This is a genomic window from Sandarakinorhabdus limnophila DSM 17366, assembly GCF_000420765.1.
GTDB lineage: Bacteria > Pseudomonadota > Alphaproteobacteria > Sphingomonadales > Sphingomonadaceae > Sandarakinorhabdus > Sandarakinorhabdus limnophila.
Genome location: NZ_ATVO01000005.1, coordinates 316,982 through 332,079 on the forward strand (window position 1 = coordinate 316,982; position 15,098 = coordinate 332,079).

The 15,098-nt window shown below is 65.0% G+C and carries 17 protein-coding genes and 1 tRNA gene; 9 read left to right on the forward strand and 9 right to left on the reverse strand.

Annotation, left to right across the window (positions count from 1 at the left end):
* Nucleotides 1-3: 3 nt before the first annotated feature.
* A complete protein-coding gene (locus tag G566_RS0107030) occupies nt 4-1,530 on the reverse strand; it encodes an amidase (protein ID WP_022679974.1) in 1,527 nt (508 codons plus the stop codon).
* A 107-nt stretch (nt 1,531-1,637) separates the two neighbouring features.
* Nucleotides 1,638-1,711, reverse strand: a tRNA-Cys gene (locus G566_RS0107035).
* Nucleotides 1,712-1,853: 142 nt separating this feature from the next.
* On the opposite strand from G566_RS0107035, the gene G566_RS0107040 reads away from it, so the two are divergent.
* The 8 genes from G566_RS0107040 (at nt 1,854) to G566_RS13825 (ending at nt 8,905) form a co-directional block, all read left to right on the forward strand.
* Nucleotides 1,854-2,495, forward strand: coding sequence for a protein-L-isoaspartate O-methyltransferase family protein (locus G566_RS0107040; protein ID WP_022679975.1), 642 nt, complete (start codon nt 1,854-1,856; stop codon nt 2,493-2,495).
* 70 nt (nt 2,496-2,565) lie between these two features.
* Nucleotides 2,566-2,865 (forward strand): DUF2497 domain-containing protein, encoded by a 300-nt coding sequence (locus G566_RS0107045; RefSeq protein WP_022679976.1) that lies wholly within the window; start codon nt 2,566-2,568, stop codon nt 2,863-2,865.
* A 40-nt stretch (nt 2,866-2,905) separates the two neighbouring features.
* Complete coding sequence (locus tag G566_RS0107050; RefSeq protein ID WP_022679977.1) at nt 2,906-5,545, forward strand: valine--tRNA ligase; 2,640 nt, start codon at nt 2,906-2,908, stop codon at nt 5,543-5,545.
* 65 nt (nt 5,546-5,610) lie between these two features.
* On the forward strand, nt 5,611-7,056 hold the full coding sequence (locus G566_RS0107055) for a serine hydrolase domain-containing protein (protein WP_022679978.1): 1,446 nt from the start codon (nt 5,611-5,613) through the stop codon (nt 7,054-7,056).
* Nucleotides 7,057-7,099: 43 nt separating this feature from the next.
* The gene (gene ccmC, locus G566_RS0107060) at nt 7,100-7,828 is read left to right on the forward strand and encodes a heme ABC transporter permease CcmC (RefSeq protein ID WP_022679979.1); all 729 of its coding nucleotides are present in this window, start codon (nt 7,100-7,102) and stop codon (nt 7,826-7,828) included.
* Nucleotides 7,828-7,980: a heme exporter protein CcmD gene (gene ccmD, locus G566_RS15045; RefSeq protein ID WP_022679980.1), complete on the forward strand. Its 153-nt coding sequence runs from the start codon at nt 7,828-7,830 to the stop codon at nt 7,978-7,980. Before ccmC ends, ccmD begins: the two co-directional genes overlap by 1 nt.
* A complete protein-coding gene (gene ccmE, locus G566_RS0107070; protein ID WP_022679981.1) occupies nt 7,977-8,411 on the forward strand; it encodes a cytochrome c maturation protein CcmE in 435 nt (144 codons plus the stop codon). Before ccmD ends, ccmE begins: the two co-directional genes overlap by 4 nt.
* Complete coding sequence (locus G566_RS13825) at nt 8,411-8,905, forward strand: biotin transporter BioY (RefSeq protein WP_022679982.1); 495 nt, start codon at nt 8,411-8,413, stop codon at nt 8,903-8,905. Before ccmE ends, G566_RS13825 begins: the two co-directional genes overlap by 1 nt.
* Here G566_RS13825 and G566_RS0107080 read toward each other — a convergent pair.
* The 6 genes from G566_RS0107080 to G566_RS13830 form a co-directional block, all read right to left on the reverse strand.
* A complete protein-coding gene (locus tag G566_RS0107080; protein ID WP_022679983.1) occupies nt 8,902-9,300 on the reverse strand; it encodes a DUF2948 family protein in 399 nt (132 codons plus the stop codon). The genes G566_RS13825 and G566_RS0107080 overlap by 4 nt on opposite strands.
* On the reverse strand, nt 9,293-10,576 hold the full coding sequence (gene murA / locus G566_RS0107085) for a UDP-N-acetylglucosamine 1-carboxyvinyltransferase (RefSeq protein ID WP_022679984.1): 1,284 nt from the start codon (nt 10,574-10,576) through the stop codon (nt 9,293-9,295). The genes G566_RS0107080 and murA overlap by 8 nt, the downstream gene beginning before the upstream one ends.
* 9 nt (nt 10,577-10,585) lie before the next feature.
* Nucleotides 10,586-11,479: an EamA family transporter RarD gene (rarD, locus tag G566_RS0107090; RefSeq protein ID WP_022679985.1), complete on the reverse strand. Its 894-nt coding sequence runs from the start codon at nt 11,477-11,479 to the stop codon at nt 10,586-10,588.
* 61 nt (nt 11,480-11,540) lie between these two features.
* Nucleotides 11,541-12,095 (reverse strand): dCTP deaminase, encoded by a 555-nt coding sequence (dcd, locus tag G566_RS0107095; protein WP_022679986.1) that lies wholly within the window; start codon nt 12,093-12,095, stop codon nt 11,541-11,543.
* Complete coding sequence (locus G566_RS0107100) at nt 12,095-12,586, reverse strand: UPF0262 family protein (protein WP_022679987.1); 492 nt, start codon at nt 12,584-12,586, stop codon at nt 12,095-12,097. The genes dcd and G566_RS0107100 overlap by 1 nt, the downstream gene beginning before the upstream one ends.
* Nucleotides 12,583-13,620, reverse strand: coding sequence for a serine hydrolase domain-containing protein (locus G566_RS13830; RefSeq protein ID WP_243442424.1), 1,038 nt, complete (start codon nt 13,618-13,620; stop codon nt 12,583-12,585). Before G566_RS13830 ends, G566_RS0107100 begins: the two co-directional genes overlap by 4 nt.
* 87 nt (nt 13,621-13,707) lie before the next feature.
* Here G566_RS13830 and G566_RS0107110 point away from each other — a divergent pair, with 87 nt between their 5' ends.
* Nucleotides 13,708-14,073, forward strand: coding sequence for a hypothetical protein (locus tag G566_RS0107110; RefSeq protein ID WP_051135973.1), 366 nt, complete (start codon nt 13,708-13,710; stop codon nt 14,071-14,073).
* Here the strand turns inward: G566_RS0107110 and G566_RS0107115 are convergent.
* Complete coding sequence (locus tag G566_RS0107115; protein ID WP_022679989.1) at nt 14,070-15,047, reverse strand: magnesium transporter CorA family protein; 978 nt, start codon at nt 15,045-15,047, stop codon at nt 14,070-14,072. The genes G566_RS0107110 and G566_RS0107115 overlap by 4 nt on opposite strands.
* Between the last annotated feature and the right edge of the window lie 51 nt (nt 15,048-15,098).

Sequence of the window (15,098 nt, forward strand, 5' to 3'; positions counted from 1 at the left end):
CCCTCAGGCCAGCGCCGGCGGCAGCCGGTCGATAACGGGCCGTGCCGCCTGTTCATAGGCGTGGGCGAGTTTCAGGCAGGCCAGTTCGGCACCGCGCCGGCCGATGATCTGGAAACCGGCCGGCAGGCCACCGGGCGAGAAGCCCGCCGGGGCTGCCAGCGCCGGCAGACCGGTCATCGTCACCAGGAACGTGCCGAGCATCCATTCATGATAGGTGCGCATCGTCTTGCCAGCGACCTCGGTCGGCCACATTTGCTCCACGGGGAAGGGCAGCAGCTGCACTGCCGGCGCAACCAGAAAATCATGGTGTTTGAACAATTTGTCCACTGCCCGTGTCCATGTGGTGCGCACCGCCGACGCGTTCAGCACTTGGGCACCGGTGATGTTGCGGCTGTTGGCGATCTCCCAATGTGCCTGCGGGCCGATCAGGTCGCGGGTCGCCGGATCATCGGCCAGCCGCTGCAGGCCGGTGCCCGACATCCAGCTGCGCAGCGCCAGCAGCGCCTGCCACACCGGCTCGATCTCGAAATCCACCTGCGCGGCATCTATCGTGCAGCCCATGGCGCGAAACGCCGGCAGCGCACCTTCGCAGATCTTCAGCACCGCCGGATCATGCGGAACCCGCCCGCCCCAATCGCCCAGCCAGCCGATGCGCGTTCCCTTGTGATCAGCGTCGAGCGGCCCGGCAAAGGCGCGGGCATCGACATCGATCGATTGCAGCGACCCAGGATGCTTGCCGGCCATCACCGACAGCACCAGGCCCAAATCGGCCGCATGCCGCGCCATCGGGCCCGATACGCCCATGCGGCCAATCCATTGGTCATTGCCTTCCGGCGGGATGACACCGGTGCCGGTGCGAAAGCCGAAGACATTGTTCCACGCCGCCGGGTTGCGCAGGCTGCCGCCGAAATCCGAACCATCGGCCAGGGGCAGCATCCTGAGGGCCAGCCCCACGCCTGCGCCGCCGCTGCTGCCCCCGGCCGAGCGGCTGGGGTCGAAGCTGTTCCGCGTAGGGCCATAGACGCGGTTGATCGTGTGGGAGCCAAAGCCGAATTCGGGCGCGTTGGTCTTGCCGATGAAGATTGTGCCTGCTGCGCGCAGCCGCTGCACCATGATGCCTTCGCTGGTGGGAATCTTGTTCTTGTTGACCAGCGAACCGTTGGTGGTCCGGATGCCGATCACATCGGCAAGATCTTTCACCGCCCACGGCAGACCAAACAGCGGCCCCGGCGTTTCGCCTGCGGCCAGCCGCGCATCCATCGCCCGTGCCTGCGCCAGCAGCCGGTCACCATCCTGCGGCGCCACGATGGCATTGTGGGCCGGATTGTGGGCGGCGATCTGCGCCAGCACGGCGCGCATCACGTCTTCAGCGCTTGCCTTGCGCGCCGCGATCAAGCCGGCGATGCGGCGACCGGGCAGCGCCAAAAGCGGATCAACGGGTGCGGCGGCCAATGCCGGAGCCGACGCCATCGCTCCTAATGCAGCAGCACCCACGAAGAAATCCCGGCGAGTCGCCGAATCCTGCCCCATCCCCTGCTCCCCGATCGACAGAGACAGGTTTGTTGGGCGCTGCTGGCTTCGTCAATGCGGATTTCGCCATCACCATGCGGCACTGCCGACACAAAAGGCGCAAACTGTGGAGGCCCGACCGGGAATCGAACCCGGGTGCACGGATTTGCAGTCCGTTACGTCACCACTCCGCCATCGGGCCTCGCAAGTGGGGCGTTGCCTTAGCAAGGCAGGGGCGTGGGGGCAATGGCCTATGTTGCACCGGGCGACCTATGCTGCACCACAATCAGACCCTGCGATTCGGCCATTGCGCGACACGCCGCCGCAGGGCAAAAGCCATCGCCATGACGACGAGCCCATTTGCCGCCCAGCGCCAGACCATGGTGGATTCCCAGCTGAAAACCGTTGGGGTCACTGATGCTGGCGTGCTGGCGGCCTTTGCGGAAATTCCGCGCGAAGCCTTTCTGCCGCCGGCCCTCGCGGCGCTGGCCCAGGCCGATGCCGCTCACGAAGTGGCGCCTGGCCGTTATCTGCTCGCCCCGCTGGCGCTGGCGCTGTTGCTGCAGCACGCCGGCGTGCGCGCCGGGGAGCGTGTACTGGTGGTAGGCAGCGCTTCGGGCTATTCGGCGGCCGTGCTGGCGCAACTGGGCGCGACGGTGACGGCACTGGAAAGCGATGCGGCACTGATCGCCATGGCCGAAGCCGCCGGCGTGCCCAGCGTATCCGGACCACTGACCGAAGGCTGGGCGGCCGCTGCCCCCTATGATCTGATCCTGTTCGAAGGCGCCATCGCCGCCGTGACGCCGGCCATTGCCGCCCAACTGGCGCCCGGCGGTCGCATCGCCGCCGTGCTGCGCCAGGCGGGCGTTGGCCGCGGCTATGCCGGGCCATTGACTGCCACCGGCCAACCCGCGGGCCTGCCGTTCATTGAGATGGCGGCGCCCGATCTGCCCGGCTTTGCCCAGCCGCGCGAATTCGCCTTTTGACCCGAGATTTTCTCGTTCTGCCCGCTCGGCGGGTGTGGCGCTTTTCTTCACGATGTCGTAACTGTTTGGCATGAGCGAGCCGCCGCCAGCCCTTGACGTCATTCTTGCCTCCATCCGCGCCCGGGTGATGGAACCCGGTAACGATGACAATGAAGATTCGCCGCCGCCCGTGCCCGCCCTGGCCCCGGCGCGGGCTTCGGTCTCGCTGGCCAATGTGACCCTGCCAGCGAGCAGCACCGGGATGACGCTGGACGAACTGATGCGTTCGATGCTGGCGCCGCAGATCAAGGCCTGGCTGGACGCCAACATGCCCGAAATCGTCGAGAAACTGGCGCGCGAAGAAATCAAGCGCCTTACCGGCAAGCTGTAGGGCTTTCCCGCATCGCACCCAGCGGCTATGCGCCGTGGCCATGATCGACAAGATTTTCGACCCCGCCAGCTTTGAACAGCGTTGGTATGCCCATTGGGAACACAACGCCCGCTTCCGGCCGTCCCGCCCGGATGCCAAGCCGTTCACCATCGTCATCCCGCCGCCGAACGTCACGGGCAGCCTGCACATCGGCCACGCGCTCGACAACACGCTGCAGGATCTGCTGATCCGCTGGCACCGACTGAACGGCCGCGATGCGCGCTGGATCGTCGGCACCGATCACGCCGGCATCGCCACCCAGATGGTGGTGGAACGCCGCTTAGCCGAAGCGCAGCAGCCCGGCCGCACCGCCATGGGCCGCGAGGCGTTCGAAGCCAAGGTATGGGAATGGAAGGCCGAATCCGGCGGCACCATCACTGGCCAGCTGCGCCGGCTGGGCGCGTCGTGCGATTGGGAGAACGAGCGTTTCACCATGGACGACGGCTTCAACAAGGCCGTGCTCAAGGTGTTCGTTGAGCTCTACAACCAGAAATTGCTCTATCGCGACAAGCGGCTGGTGAACTGGGATCCGAAGCTGAAGACCGCGATTTCCGATCTGGAAGTGGAAACCCGCGAAGTCGCCGGCAGCTTCACACACATCCGTTATCCGCTGGCCGATGGCGCGCGCCTTCCCAATGGCGCCGATCACATCATCGTTGCCACCACGCGCCCCGAAACCATGCTGGGCGATACCGCCGTCGCCGTGGGTGCCGATGATCCGCGCTATGCCTCCGTCATCGGCAAACATGTGCTGCTGCCGATCACCGGCCGCCGCATTCCGATCATCGCCGATGAACATGCCGATCCTGAACTGGGTTCGGGTGCGGTGAAGATCACGCCAGCCCATGATTTCAACGACTGGCAGGTGTATGAACGCAACAAGGCTATCGGCTGGATCAACATCCTCGACGCCGAAGCCCGCATCTGCGCCGCCGACGGCGTGCCCGCCGATTACGTGGGCCTCACCCGCGAAGAAGCGCGCAAGAAGGTTGTCGCCGATCTCGAAGCCCTCGAACAGATCGAGCGCATCGAACAGAAGACCATCCAGATGCCCTATGGCGACCGCTCCGGCGTGGTGATCGAGCCGTGGCTGACCGACCAATGGTATGTGAACGCCGCCGAGCTGGCCAAGGATGCGCTCGCCGCGGTGCATGACGGCCGCACCCAGTTCGTGCCGAAGACCTGGGAAAAGACCTATTTCAACTGGATGGAGAATATCCAGCCATGGTGCGTGTCGCGCCAGTTGTGGTGGGGGCACCGGATTCCGGCGTGGTATACGCCCGAGGGCAGCGTGTTCGTTGCCGAAACCGAAGCGGAAGCACAGGCTCAGGCCGGCGACGCGGTACTGACCCGCGACGAAGACGTGCTCGACACGTGGTTCTCGTCGGCGCTGTGGCCGTTCGGCACGCTCGGCTGGCCGGAGCAGACGACCGACCTCGCCCGCCATTACCCCGGCGACGTGCTGGTGACCGGTTTCGACATCATCTTCTTCTGGGTGGCCCGCATGATGATGCAGGGCCTGCATTTCATGGATGATGTGCCATTCCGCACCGTCTATTGCCACGGCCTTGTGCGCGACGCCAAGGGCCAGAAGATGAGCAAATCCAAGGGGAACACTGTCGATCCCCTGGTGCTGATCGATCAATATGGCGCGGACGCGCTGCGCTTAACGCTCACCGCGATGGAAACGCAGGGGCGTGACATCAAGCTCAGCGAAAGCCGCATCGAAGGCTATCGCAACTTCGCCACCAAGCTGTGGAACGCGGCGCGCTTTGCCCAATCCAACGGCATTGGCGGCAGTGCCTCGCCGTTGCCGCCCGCTGCCAGTCAGCCGGTCAACCGCTGGATCATCGGCGAAGTGCGCGCCACGGCGCGCGCGCTGGAACAGGCAATCGCCGATTTCCGCTTCGATGCCTATGCCGACGCCATCTACAAACTGGTGTGGAGCCGTTTCTGCGACTGGTATCTGGAACTCATCAAGCCGCTGCTCAGCGAAGGCGCCGATGAAGCCATCGCCGCCGAAACCCGCGCCGTTGCCGGCTGGGCGCTCGATCAGATCCTCGTCATGCTCCACCCGGTGATGCCGTTCCTCACCGAGGAATTGTGGCACCGGCTGGCGGAGCGCGATGACCTGATTCTGGCGCAATGGGTGGCCACCGACGCCATTCCCGAAGATGCTGCCGCCAGTGCGGATATCGACTGGCTGATCGGTCTGATTTCCGAAGTCCGCTCGGCGCGAACCGAAGTGAACGTGCCGCCGTCGGCCAAGCTCGCCTATGCCGTGGAAGGCGCGTCGCCCGAAACGCAGGCGCGACTGGCCGCCAACGCCGCCGTGATCGAACGCCTCGCGCGCATCCTGCCTGGCGAGGTGGCCGAAGGTGGCCGCCTGCAGGTGGTGCACAGCGAAGCGACCATCCTGATCCCGATCGGCGACGTGGTTGATCTCGCTGCCGAAAAGGCCCGACTCGACAAGGCGCTGACCGCGGCGATCAAGGAACGCGACGCTTTGGCTGGACGGCTTGGCAACCCCGGCTTCACCGAAAAGGCCAAACCGGAAGCGGTCGAAAAGGCCCGCGAGGACCACGCCGCCCGTTCGGCAGAGGCCGAGCGGTTGCAGGCGGCGCTGTCGCGATTGGGTTAAGACATTCCCCTTGGCGCAGGCCGCCAGCCTGATAGGCTGTCGCCATTCCAAAGGGGGAATTCCACATGCCTCACCGCACCATCGCGCTGGCCCTGCTGCTCGCGACACCCGCACTCGCCCAGCCCGCAGCAACGCCCGCCGCCAGTGTCGCCGAAAACCCGGACGTGCAAGCCGCCGAGCGATTGTTCGGCGCCTGGCTGGAAGGGCAGATCGCCTATCGCGGCCTGCCCGGCGTGGCCGTCGGCGTTGTGCAGGATCAGCAACTCGTGTGGTCAAGGGGGTTCGGCTTTGCCGACATCGCGTCGAAAAGGCCGATGACCGCCGACACCCGCTTCCGCATCGCATCCAACTCCAAGATCTTTGCCGCCATCGCCATCCTGCAACTGCGTGAAGCCGGAAAGTTGCGGCTGGACGATCCGGTGAGCAAACATCTGCCCTGGTTCACGATGAAGCCGGCCGGTCCAGACGATGGCCCGATCACCATCGAGCAATTGCTCTCCCACTCATCGGGCCTGCAGCGCGAGGCCGGCGATCATTGGTCGAGCTTCGATTTCCCCAGCGAGGCCGAGCTGAAGGCGCTGATGGCCGGGCGCCAGTCCGCCTTCCCGCCGCAGACTCGCTGGAAATATTCCAACCTCGCCTTTGGCATCGCCGGGCTGGTGGTGGAGCAGGTAAGCGGCCAACGCTGGGCCGATTATGTTACCGCCAATATCCTCAAGCCGCTGGACATGACTGCCAGCAGCGTCGACAAGCCCGATCCCGGCCTCGCCACGCCCTATGCCAACCGCACGCCGCAAGGCAACCGCCGGGTGCTGCCGTTCGTCGATGCGCACGGCATGGCGGCGGCCACAGGCATGACCAGCAATGTCAATGATCTGGCCAAGTTCATCTCCGCCTGGTTCCGCCGCGCGTCCAAGGCCGGTGGCAACAATGTGCTTTCGGCCGGTTCGTGGCGCGAAGCGCTGCGCGTGCGCAGCGTGGACGAGGATTGGGAATCGGGTTCGGGCCTGGGCTTTGATATCGAGCGCCTCAAGGGCAAGACCTATGCCGGCCACGGCGGCGGTTATCCCGGCAACACCACGATGACGATGGCCCAGATCGACGACAAGGTGGGTGTGATCGTGCTGACCAACACCACCGATTCCAACCCCGGCGACATCGCTAACCAGTTGATGGCAACGGTTGGCGATGCCGTGGCAAAGGCCGCCAAACCAAAGGCCACGTCCTGGGATCCGGCCTGGGCGCGCTTTGCCGGCCTCTATCGCGGCAATTATAGTGATGGCATCACCCAAATCGTGCTGCTCAATAAGCAATTGGTTGTGATTTCGGGCAACGCCCGTTCCACCGAAGTGCGCGAAACGCTGGAACCGCTGGGCGAAGGCCGCTTCCGGCTGATGGCACCCACCGGCGGCGGCCCCATCGGCGAGATCGTGTATTTCGAGGAAAAGGACGGAAAGGTGACCCGCATGTATGCAGGCGATGGCTGGAGCGAGCGCGTCAACAACTACTGACGCGCCCCCTTTCCCCGCGCCCGCCATCTGCTAGAAGGCCGGCGTGCACCGTTACGCAAATCCCACGCGATTCCTGAAGATCGCCCGTGTCGCCACGCCAATCGTGGCACTTCTTGGCATGGCGCTGACTGCGGCCGGCCTGTGGATCGGACTGTTCGCCAGTCCGCCGGATTACCAGCAGGGAGAAAGCGTGCGCATCATGTATGTGCATGTGCCCGCCGCCTGGCTGGGTGCGGGCGGTTACATGAGCCTGGCCATCGCATCGGCCACCGCGCTGATCTGGCGCCACCCGCTCGCCACCATCGCAGCGCGCGCCATTGCGCCGGCGGGCGCGGCGTTCACGGCCATCTGCCTGATCTCCGGATCGCTGTGGGGCAAGCCGACCTGGGGCACATACTGGGTGTGGGACGCACGGCTCACCTCCATGCTGATTCTGCTCTTCCTGTATCTCGGCTATCTGGCGCTGTCGGCTAGCGAAGCGGAAAAGGGCGGCGAAGCCCGCGCCTCGTCCATTCTGGCGCTGGTTGGCGTGATCAACTTGCCGATCATCAAATATTCGGTGGAATGGTGGAACACGCTGCACCAGGGCAGCAGCATTTCGGTGGTCAACGCGTCGTCCAAGATCGCGCCGGCATTGCTGACGCCGCTGCTGCTTTCGGTCGCCGGCTTCAGCTTCCTGTTCGCCGCCATCGTCTTGATGCGGATGCGGGCGATGCTGGCGCAGCAGCGCGTTGACGCGCGCAGCCGGCGCATGGCGGAGGCTTTGGCGTAATGGATGGCATCGTCACCCGCCCTGATCTGTGGGCCAATTTCATCTGGCCGGCCTATGCGATCACGCTGGTCGGCCTGCTCGGACTGCTGATTTGGGCCTTTGTTTCCATGCGGTCGGCTGAGAAAAAGGCCGATGAGGTGAAGCGCCGATGAAAGCCAAACATCAACGCCTATGGCTGGTCGTCGGCGCGCTCACGGCGCTCGGCGGCGCTGGCGTGCTGGCCTTCTCCACGCTGGGTGAGAAGGCGACCTATTTCTACGCCCCGTCCGATCTCGCCAAGGGGCCAGCCCCCACTGACGCGATCCGGCTGGGCGGCATGGTCGAAAAGGGCTCGATCCAGCGCGATGGCGAAACCATCCGCTTTGTGGTGACCGACATGGCGAAAACCGTGCCCGTAACTTACACCGGCATCCTCCCCGATCTGTTCCGCGAGGGCCAGGGCGTGATTGCTGAAGGCAAGATCGATCCGGTCACCGGCAAGTTCACCGCCGAGACCATTCTGGCCAAGCACGATGAGAAATATATGCCGCCCGAAGTGGCTGGTGCCATGAAGAAGACCGGCGCGGTTTCAACCGGCGGTTGATGGCACGTCCCGTTTCGCCGCTGTGGGGCGGCCTGTTCACCACCGCTGCCCTGTGTCTTTGTGCGCCGCTGTCACTTGATCTGGGGCCGGTGCCAATCACCGTACAATCGCTGATCGTCTGTCTGGCCGGCGCACTGGCGGGCGGGGCTGGCGTGCTGGGCGTACTGGGCTGGTTGCTGTTGGCGGCACTGGGCCTTCCGGTGCTGGCGGACATGAAGGGCGGCCTGCTGGCGATGGGCGGTTTCAGCGCCGGCTTCATCGTGGCGCTGCCACTTGCGGCGCGGCTGGCGATGCGCTGGCAGCCGGGCTGGAGCTGGCGGCAAACACTATTGCTGATGCTTGCCGCCCATGCGCTGCTGCTGGCACTGGGCGGAGCGGTGATTGCCCTGCGCGGCGGTGACGTTGCCGCGCTGGCCGTGCTGCTGCCGGGCGTAGGGCTAAAGGCGGCAGTGGCGACGATCGTGCTGGTGATGGTGGGGCGGCGTACTGCCTAGTCGTGCTGCGGCACCCGCATTGTGCCCCAGGCGTCGCCCATGTCTTCCAGCACCAAGTCAATCACTTCGATGCGCGCACGGATAGCAATGCCGGCGGCGCAAGTGATGACCAGCCAGTCGCCATCCTGGGCCAACGAGAGGATAACTGTCACCGCTTCCGGATCATCGGGCCAGCCGGCGCGCTGCACAGCGTCAACCGTCTCCACCCGCAGGGCGCTGCGGATGCGGCTCGGCGCATCGGCCTCACGGCGGTAGCGGTTGATCAGCAGCGCCAGCCGCCGCGCCTTGCGATCAAAGCCGACATCGGCCAGCCGCAACGTCGCGTCCTGCAAGAGCGCCGAGAAAGTCTCGATATCGCCGGGCTCCTGACCCAGCAGGGCGAGGCGTTCAGCCATCCCCAACCCGCTCGATATCGGCGCCCACGGCTTGGAGCTTCTCTTCCAACCGCTCGTAACCGCGATCGAGGTGATAGACGCGGCTGACCGTGGTTTCGCCTTCTGCCGCCAGCCCGGCCAACACCAGGCTCATGGAAGCGCGCAAATCGGTGGCCATCACTTCGGCACCGTTCAGTTTCGGCACGCCGCGCACGATGGCGCTGCGGCCGCGCACGGTGATATCAGCCCCCATGCGCGCCAGTTCCGGCACGTGCATGAAGCGGTTTTCAAAGATGGTCTCGGTCAACAGCGACGCGCCGTCGGCTACGGTGAGCATCGCCATGAATTGCGCCTGCATGTCGGTGGCAAAGCCCGGATAGGGCGATGTTGAAACATTGATGCCCTTCATCGCGCCGTGGCGGCGCACGATGATGCCATCGGTGGTTTCTTCGGTTTCAACGCCAGCTTCGTGCAGCATGTCCAGCGTCACACCCAGATCCTCGGCGGACGCTCCGACCAGTTCGACCTCGCCCCCGGCAATAGCCGCGGCGCAGGCATAGGAACCCGCCTCGATACGATCCGGCATCACCGCATAAGTGGCGCCGTGCAGTTCCTTCACGCCCGTGATGGTCAGCTTCTCAGTGCCGATGCCCTGGATCTCGGCACCCATGGCAACCAGGCAGTTGCACAGATCGACAATCTCCGGCTCACGCGCGACATTTTCCAGAACGGACGTGCCCTTGCACAGCACTGCGGTCATCACGGCATTTTCCGTGGCGCCCACAGAAACGATGGGAAACACGTAACGTCCGCCCGGCAGGCCGCCCATCGGGGCCGTCGCCTTCACATAGCCGGCCGCCAGTTCGATGTTGGCGCCCAGATGCTCCAGCGCTTTCAGGTGCAGATCGATCGGTCGGTTGCCGATGGCGCAGCCGCCGGGCAGCGAAACCGTGGCTTCGCCGGCGCGGGCCAGCAGCGGGCCGAGGACGAGGATGGACGCGCGCATCTTGCGCACGATGTCATAGGGGGCGAGCGTCGAGGTGATGCGGTTGGCGCGCACTGTCATCACGCGGCCGAATTCATCCGGGCTGGTGCCTTCAATGGTGGTCGAAAGTCCGTGATTGTTGAGCAGGTGGCCGAACGTATCGATATCGGCCAGCCGCGGCAGGTTCCGCAGCGTCAACGGCTCGTCGGTAAGCAGTGCGCACGGCATCAGCGTGAGCGCGGCGTTCTTGGCGCCGGAAATCTGGATGCGGCCCTTGAGGCGGCGGCCCCCGCGAATGACGATCTTGTCCATATTCGCGCCTTAGCGCGTTGCAGCCTCGCGCGCCACTGGCCGGCGCAGGGAAAACGTATAGACCGCCAACCCCGCCCAGATGCAGCAGAACGCCGCCAGCCGCGCCGGATCCAGCACTTCGCCGAACAGCAGCACCGCCTCCAGCAGCACCATGGTGGGCGCCACATATTGCATCAGGCCAAGGGTGGAGAGCGGCAGCCGCCGCGCTGCCAGGCCGAACAGAAGTAGCGGGATCGCCGTGGCCAGCCCGCCCAGTGCCAGAGTCATCGTCGTGACCGGCGGCCAACCGGCAAAGCCTTGCGGCGTCTGGGCCACCCACAGCGCCGCCATCGGCGCCAACAGCAGCGTTTCGACAAATAGGCCAGTCGCGGTATCCACCGCCGCCTGCTTGCGGATCAGGCCATAGACGCCGAACGACAGCGCCAGCGCGAGGGAAACCAGCGGCAGTGAGCCGCGCTCGATGGTGAGCACCGCCACGCCCAGCGCCGCCAGCCCGACCGCAACCCATTGCAGCCGACCCAGCCGCTCCCCCAGCAGCGCCACGCCAAACAGTACCGAAACCAGCGGGTTGATGAAGTAACCCAGCGACGTATCGATGGCGTGGCCGGCCAGGATCGCCCAGGTGTAGACACCCCAATTGATGGTGATGCACACGGCCGATGCCAGCAGCATCAACAGCAAACGCGGCTGACGCAGGGCGGCGCGCACGCGTTCCCAGCCCTTCAGGCCAGAAATCAGCACCACCACCACCAGCACGGTCCACAAGATACGGTGCGCCAGCACATCGGCCGCCGGCACGCCTTGCAACAGCCGCAGGTAAAAGGGCAGCACGCCCCAGATCAGATAGGCGCCCATGCCGGCGAAAAAGCCAAGGCGGGCTTCGGAAGGAGAGGTCGAGCTCACCCGGCGGCGTTAGCCGGCATTGAGTGTGCGCGCCACCCCCGGCGGCGCCACAATTTCGGCCCTAAAGCTTGGGCAGCGTCACCCCGCGCTGGCCCATGTATTTTCCAGCTCTGTCAGCATAGCTCACTTCGCAGGGTTCATTGCCCTTGAGGAACAGGAACTGGCAGGCACCTTCGTTGGCATAGATGCGCGCCGGCAGCGGCGTAGTGTTGGAGAATTCCAGCGTGACATGGCCTTCCCAGCCAGGTTCCAGCGGCGTCACGTTCACGATGATGCCGCAGCGGGCATAGGTGGATTTGCCCAGGCAGATCACCAGCACATCGCGGGGAATGCGGAAATACTCGACCGTGCGGGCCAGCGCGAAGCTGTTGGGCGGGATCACGCACACGTCGGTCTTGCGATCGACGAAGCTGTTCGGATTGAAGTTCTTGGGGTCCACCACTGCAGAGTCGACATTGGTGAAGATCTTGAACTCGTCGGCCACGCGCGCATCATAGCCATAGCTCGACAGGCCATAGCTAATGCAGCCGCCGCGCGTCTGGCGCTCCACGAACGGTTCGATCATGCCCTCGTTCAGGGCGGTTTCGCGAATCCAGCGGTCGGACAATACGGACATCAGTGGCCTTTGATGTGGAGGACGCAGATCAGGGTGAACAGGCGACGCGCCGTATCGAAATCGACAAGGGCGCGGGTTTCCAAGCGTTCCTTCAGCAGCTCGGCTGCGTCGTTGTGGATGCCGCGCCGCGCCATGTCGATGGTTTCGATCTGGCCGGGGCTGGCCTGGCGTATGGCCTGGTAATAGCTGTCGCAGATGGCGAAATATTCGCGGATCGTGCGCCGGAACGGGCTCAGCGCGACCTGAAACGCATCGATCTGGATGTCGTCGCCATTGCTCACCGTCACGTCGAGCCGGCCATCCTCTACACCCAGCAGCAACTTATACGGCCCGTGATGGCCGGCATCGGCGGCGGCGATGGGCTTGAATTCATTGCCCTCAAGCAGATCGAAGATGGCGACGCGGCGCTCTTGCTCGATATCGGCGTTGCGCCACAGGATGGTGCGTTCGTCCAGCTTGATGTCGATCAGGCGATAATCGGGGTTGCTCATTTCGCCCCCTTGGCCGGCACGCTGTTCACCAGCTTGGCCAGACCGTCGCGCACCGGTTGCAGCACGTCGTCCTGCGTCTTGCCCAGCCGCACCACCACGATCCGCTTCGATGGCACCACGATCACATATTGGCCCAAGTGCCCGATCGCGGCAAAGGCGTCGGGCGGTCCGGTACGCCAGAACAGCGCTTCATCCTTGCCATTGGACGGCTTGCGGTTCAGCCAGAATTGCCCGCCATAGCCGGGATTGGTCGGCGACGGCGTCGTCACGAAACGCACCCAATCCGGCCGCACCACCTGCACCCCGGCCACCACGCCACCATCCAGATACAGCTGCCCGAACGCCGCCCAATCCCGCGCCGTCGCAAAGCACAGCGAGCCGCCATAAAGATTGCCCTGTGGATCAAACTCGCACAGCAGGCTGGCCATGCCCGCCGGCCCGGCCAGCCGATCGTTGATGAAGGTGCGCACCTTGCGCTTGCGTTCGGCCGGCGTCGCGCCCGGCGCCACCACATCGGAAACGATTCGCGCCAATATGTGCGTGGTCAGCGTGTTGTATTCAAAACGTGTGCCGGGCGGGACTTCCGCCGGCTCGGCGACAGCAGCCTTGACGATATCGGCCGAGGTATCGGCGAACAGCGCGCGGTTGGTGTCGGCCCGCTCCGGCTCAGGCCCGGCCTCGATATGCTTCACGCCCGATGCCATGTGCAGCAATTGGCGCAGCGTGATCTTGGCGCGCGCGTCGTTCCGCCACTCCGGCACCGGGGCGGGCGTATCCAGCTCCAGCTTGCCGTCGGCCACCAGAAAGCCAATCAACGTCGACGTGATGGATTTCGCCATCGACCAGCTGATCAGCCGCGTGCCGGGGCCATAGCCGGGAGCATAGCGTTCATAGATCGGCTTGCCGTCCTTCAGGACGATCACCGCGCGCGTTTCCTTCAGCGCCGGATCGGTGAACAGTGCATCGGCGGCGGGCAGGGCCGAGGCCGGCACGGTGGACGGAATCGCCACTGGCGAGCGCACGGGCTGTGCCATGGCGGCCCCTGCGGTCAGCAACAGGCTTGCGGCCGCCCCGATGTTTCTCCACCTTGTCATGAATTTCACGCTAAAGGCCCTGCCCCCATGCTGGCAAGTGACACATCTGCCGCCACCCCGCCACCGGCGGCACCATCGCGCCGTCGCTGGCTGATCTGGGCGCCGCTATTGCTGCTCTGCCTCGCGGCGGGCGGCTGGCTGGGCCTCAAATATTCCAGCACCGGCCGGCAGGCAGCGCTGGCCACCGGCTATATCGCCCAGGTCACCTGCAGCTGCCGCTTTGTCAGCGGGCGGGACATGGCGAGCTGCGACACCGATCGTGAACCGGGCACCGAAATCGTGCAAGTTGAGGAAGACAGCGCCAACCGCACGATCACGGCCAAAGTGCCGCTGCTCTCCACACGCATCTCGCGCTTCGATCCGGAATATGGCTGCACGCTGGACACGCCTTAAAGCCACCCCCGCCAACGGAAGATCGCATAAGGCAGCACGGCGGCGGCCAGCATGATGCCCAGCGCCATCGGATAGCCCGCCACCCATTGCAGTTCCGGCATGTGCGCGAAGTTCATGCCATAAACCCCGGCCACCAGCGTGGGTGGCAGAAACACGATGCTGGCCACAGAGAAGATCTTCTGCACCGCAGTCTGCTCGATTGAGATCAGGCCCAGCGTTGCATCGAGCAGGAAGGTGAGATTGCCGCCGATGAAACTGGCCTGATCCGCCAGACTGGCCAGATCGCGCACTTGGGTCTTGATCTGGGCGGAAAGACCAGCGTCTTTCGGCGCGGCGAACTGCAGGAACGACAGCGCCCGGGTGAGCGACACCACCGATTCGCGCGCCTTGCTCAGCCCGTCCTGCGCCGCGCCCAACCTGGTCAGAAGCGCCTGCAGGGCGAGATTTGACCGGCGCTGCTGTTGGCGGCCACGGGCACCGGCTTCGGCGCGGCGGAAGGCGGCGCGGCTGATCTGGTCCACTTCGCGGCCCACATGCTCCAGCCCGTCTGCCAGCCGATCGACGATGGCATCGATCAGCCCCATCAGCGCCATCGGCGCGCTGCCGCACTGGGCCGGCGCGCGCTCCAGTTGCGCCACAAAACGATCAAAACTGCGAATCTCGGCATAGCGCACCGTAACGAGGTGGCTTTTGCCCAGAACGAAGCTCACCGGCACGGTTTCCGGCGTTTCGGTGATCAGCCCTGTGGCCAGGGTCGCCGTCATAACGATGGCGCCATTGTCGACATAGAGCCGGCTGGACGTCTCGATCTCCGCCATCTCGTCGGCGGTCGGCACGCCAAAGCCCAGCGCGGTCTCGACTTGCTTTTCCTCCCCCGGCGAGGGGTTGAACAGGTCGATCCACACGGCATCGGCCGGCAACACATCGCCGTTGCCGATCAATTGGTGGCCCGTGGCAGAGAAGATCCGCAGCATTGCCGCACACCATGGCGCAACATCGAACGGTTTGCACCCCTTGCCTGCGGC

What these genes read in the sequence shown, in the direction of transcription:
- G566_RS0107030 (WP_022679974.1), bottom strand. Translation starts at nt 1,530, where the DNA reads ATGGGGCAGGATTCGGCGACTCGCCGGGATTTCTTCGTGGGTGCTGCT.
- G566_RS0107040 (WP_022679975.1), top strand. Translation starts at nt 1,854, where the DNA reads ATGACGACGAGCCCATTTGCCGCCCAGCGCCAGACCATGGTGGATTCC.
- G566_RS0107045 (WP_022679976.1), top strand. Translation starts at nt 2,566, where the DNA reads ATGAGCGAGCCGCCGCCAGCCCTTGACGTCATTCTTGCCTCCATCCGC.
- G566_RS0107050 (WP_022679977.1), top strand. Translation starts at nt 2,906, where the DNA reads ATGATCGACAAGATTTTCGACCCCGCCAGCTTTGAACAGCGTTGGTAT.
- G566_RS0107055 (WP_022679978.1), top strand. Translation starts at nt 5,611, where the DNA reads ATGCCTCACCGCACCATCGCGCTGGCCCTGCTGCTCGCGACACCCGCA.
- ccmD (WP_022679980.1), top strand. Translation starts at nt 7,828, where the DNA reads ATGGATGGCATCGTCACCCGCCCTGATCTGTGGGCCAATTTCATCTGG.
- ccmE (WP_022679981.1), top strand. Translation starts at nt 7,977, where the DNA reads ATGAAAGCCAAACATCAACGCCTATGGCTGGTCGTCGGCGCGCTCACG.
- G566_RS13825 (WP_022679982.1), top strand. Translation starts at nt 8,411, where the DNA reads ATGGCACGTCCCGTTTCGCCGCTGTGGGGCGGCCTGTTCACCACCGCT.
- G566_RS0107080 (WP_022679983.1), bottom strand. Translation starts at nt 9,300, where the DNA reads ATGGCTGAACGCCTCGCCCTGCTGGGTCAGGAGCCCGGCGATATCGAG.
- murA (WP_022679984.1), bottom strand. Translation starts at nt 10,576, where the DNA reads ATGGACAAGATCGTCATTCGCGGGGGCCGCCGCCTCAAGGGCCGCATC.
- dcd (WP_022679986.1), bottom strand. Translation starts at nt 12,095, where the DNA reads ATGTCCGTATTGTCCGACCGCTGGATTCGCGAAACCGCCCTGAACGAG.
- G566_RS0107100 (WP_022679987.1), bottom strand. Translation starts at nt 12,586, where the DNA reads ATGAGCAACCCCGATTATCGCCTGATCGACATCAAGCTGGACGAACGC.
- G566_RS13830 (WP_243442424.1), bottom strand. Translation starts at nt 13,620, where the DNA reads ATGGCACAGCCCGTGCGCTCGCCAGTGGCGATTCCGTCCACCGTGCCG.
- G566_RS0107110 (WP_051135973.1), top strand. Translation starts at nt 13,708, where the DNA reads ATGCTGGCAAGTGACACATCTGCCGCCACCCCGCCACCGGCGGCACCA.
- G566_RS0107115 (WP_022679989.1), bottom strand. Translation starts at nt 15,047, where the DNA reads ATGCTGCGGATCTTCTCTGCCACGGGCCACCAATTGATCGGCAACGGC.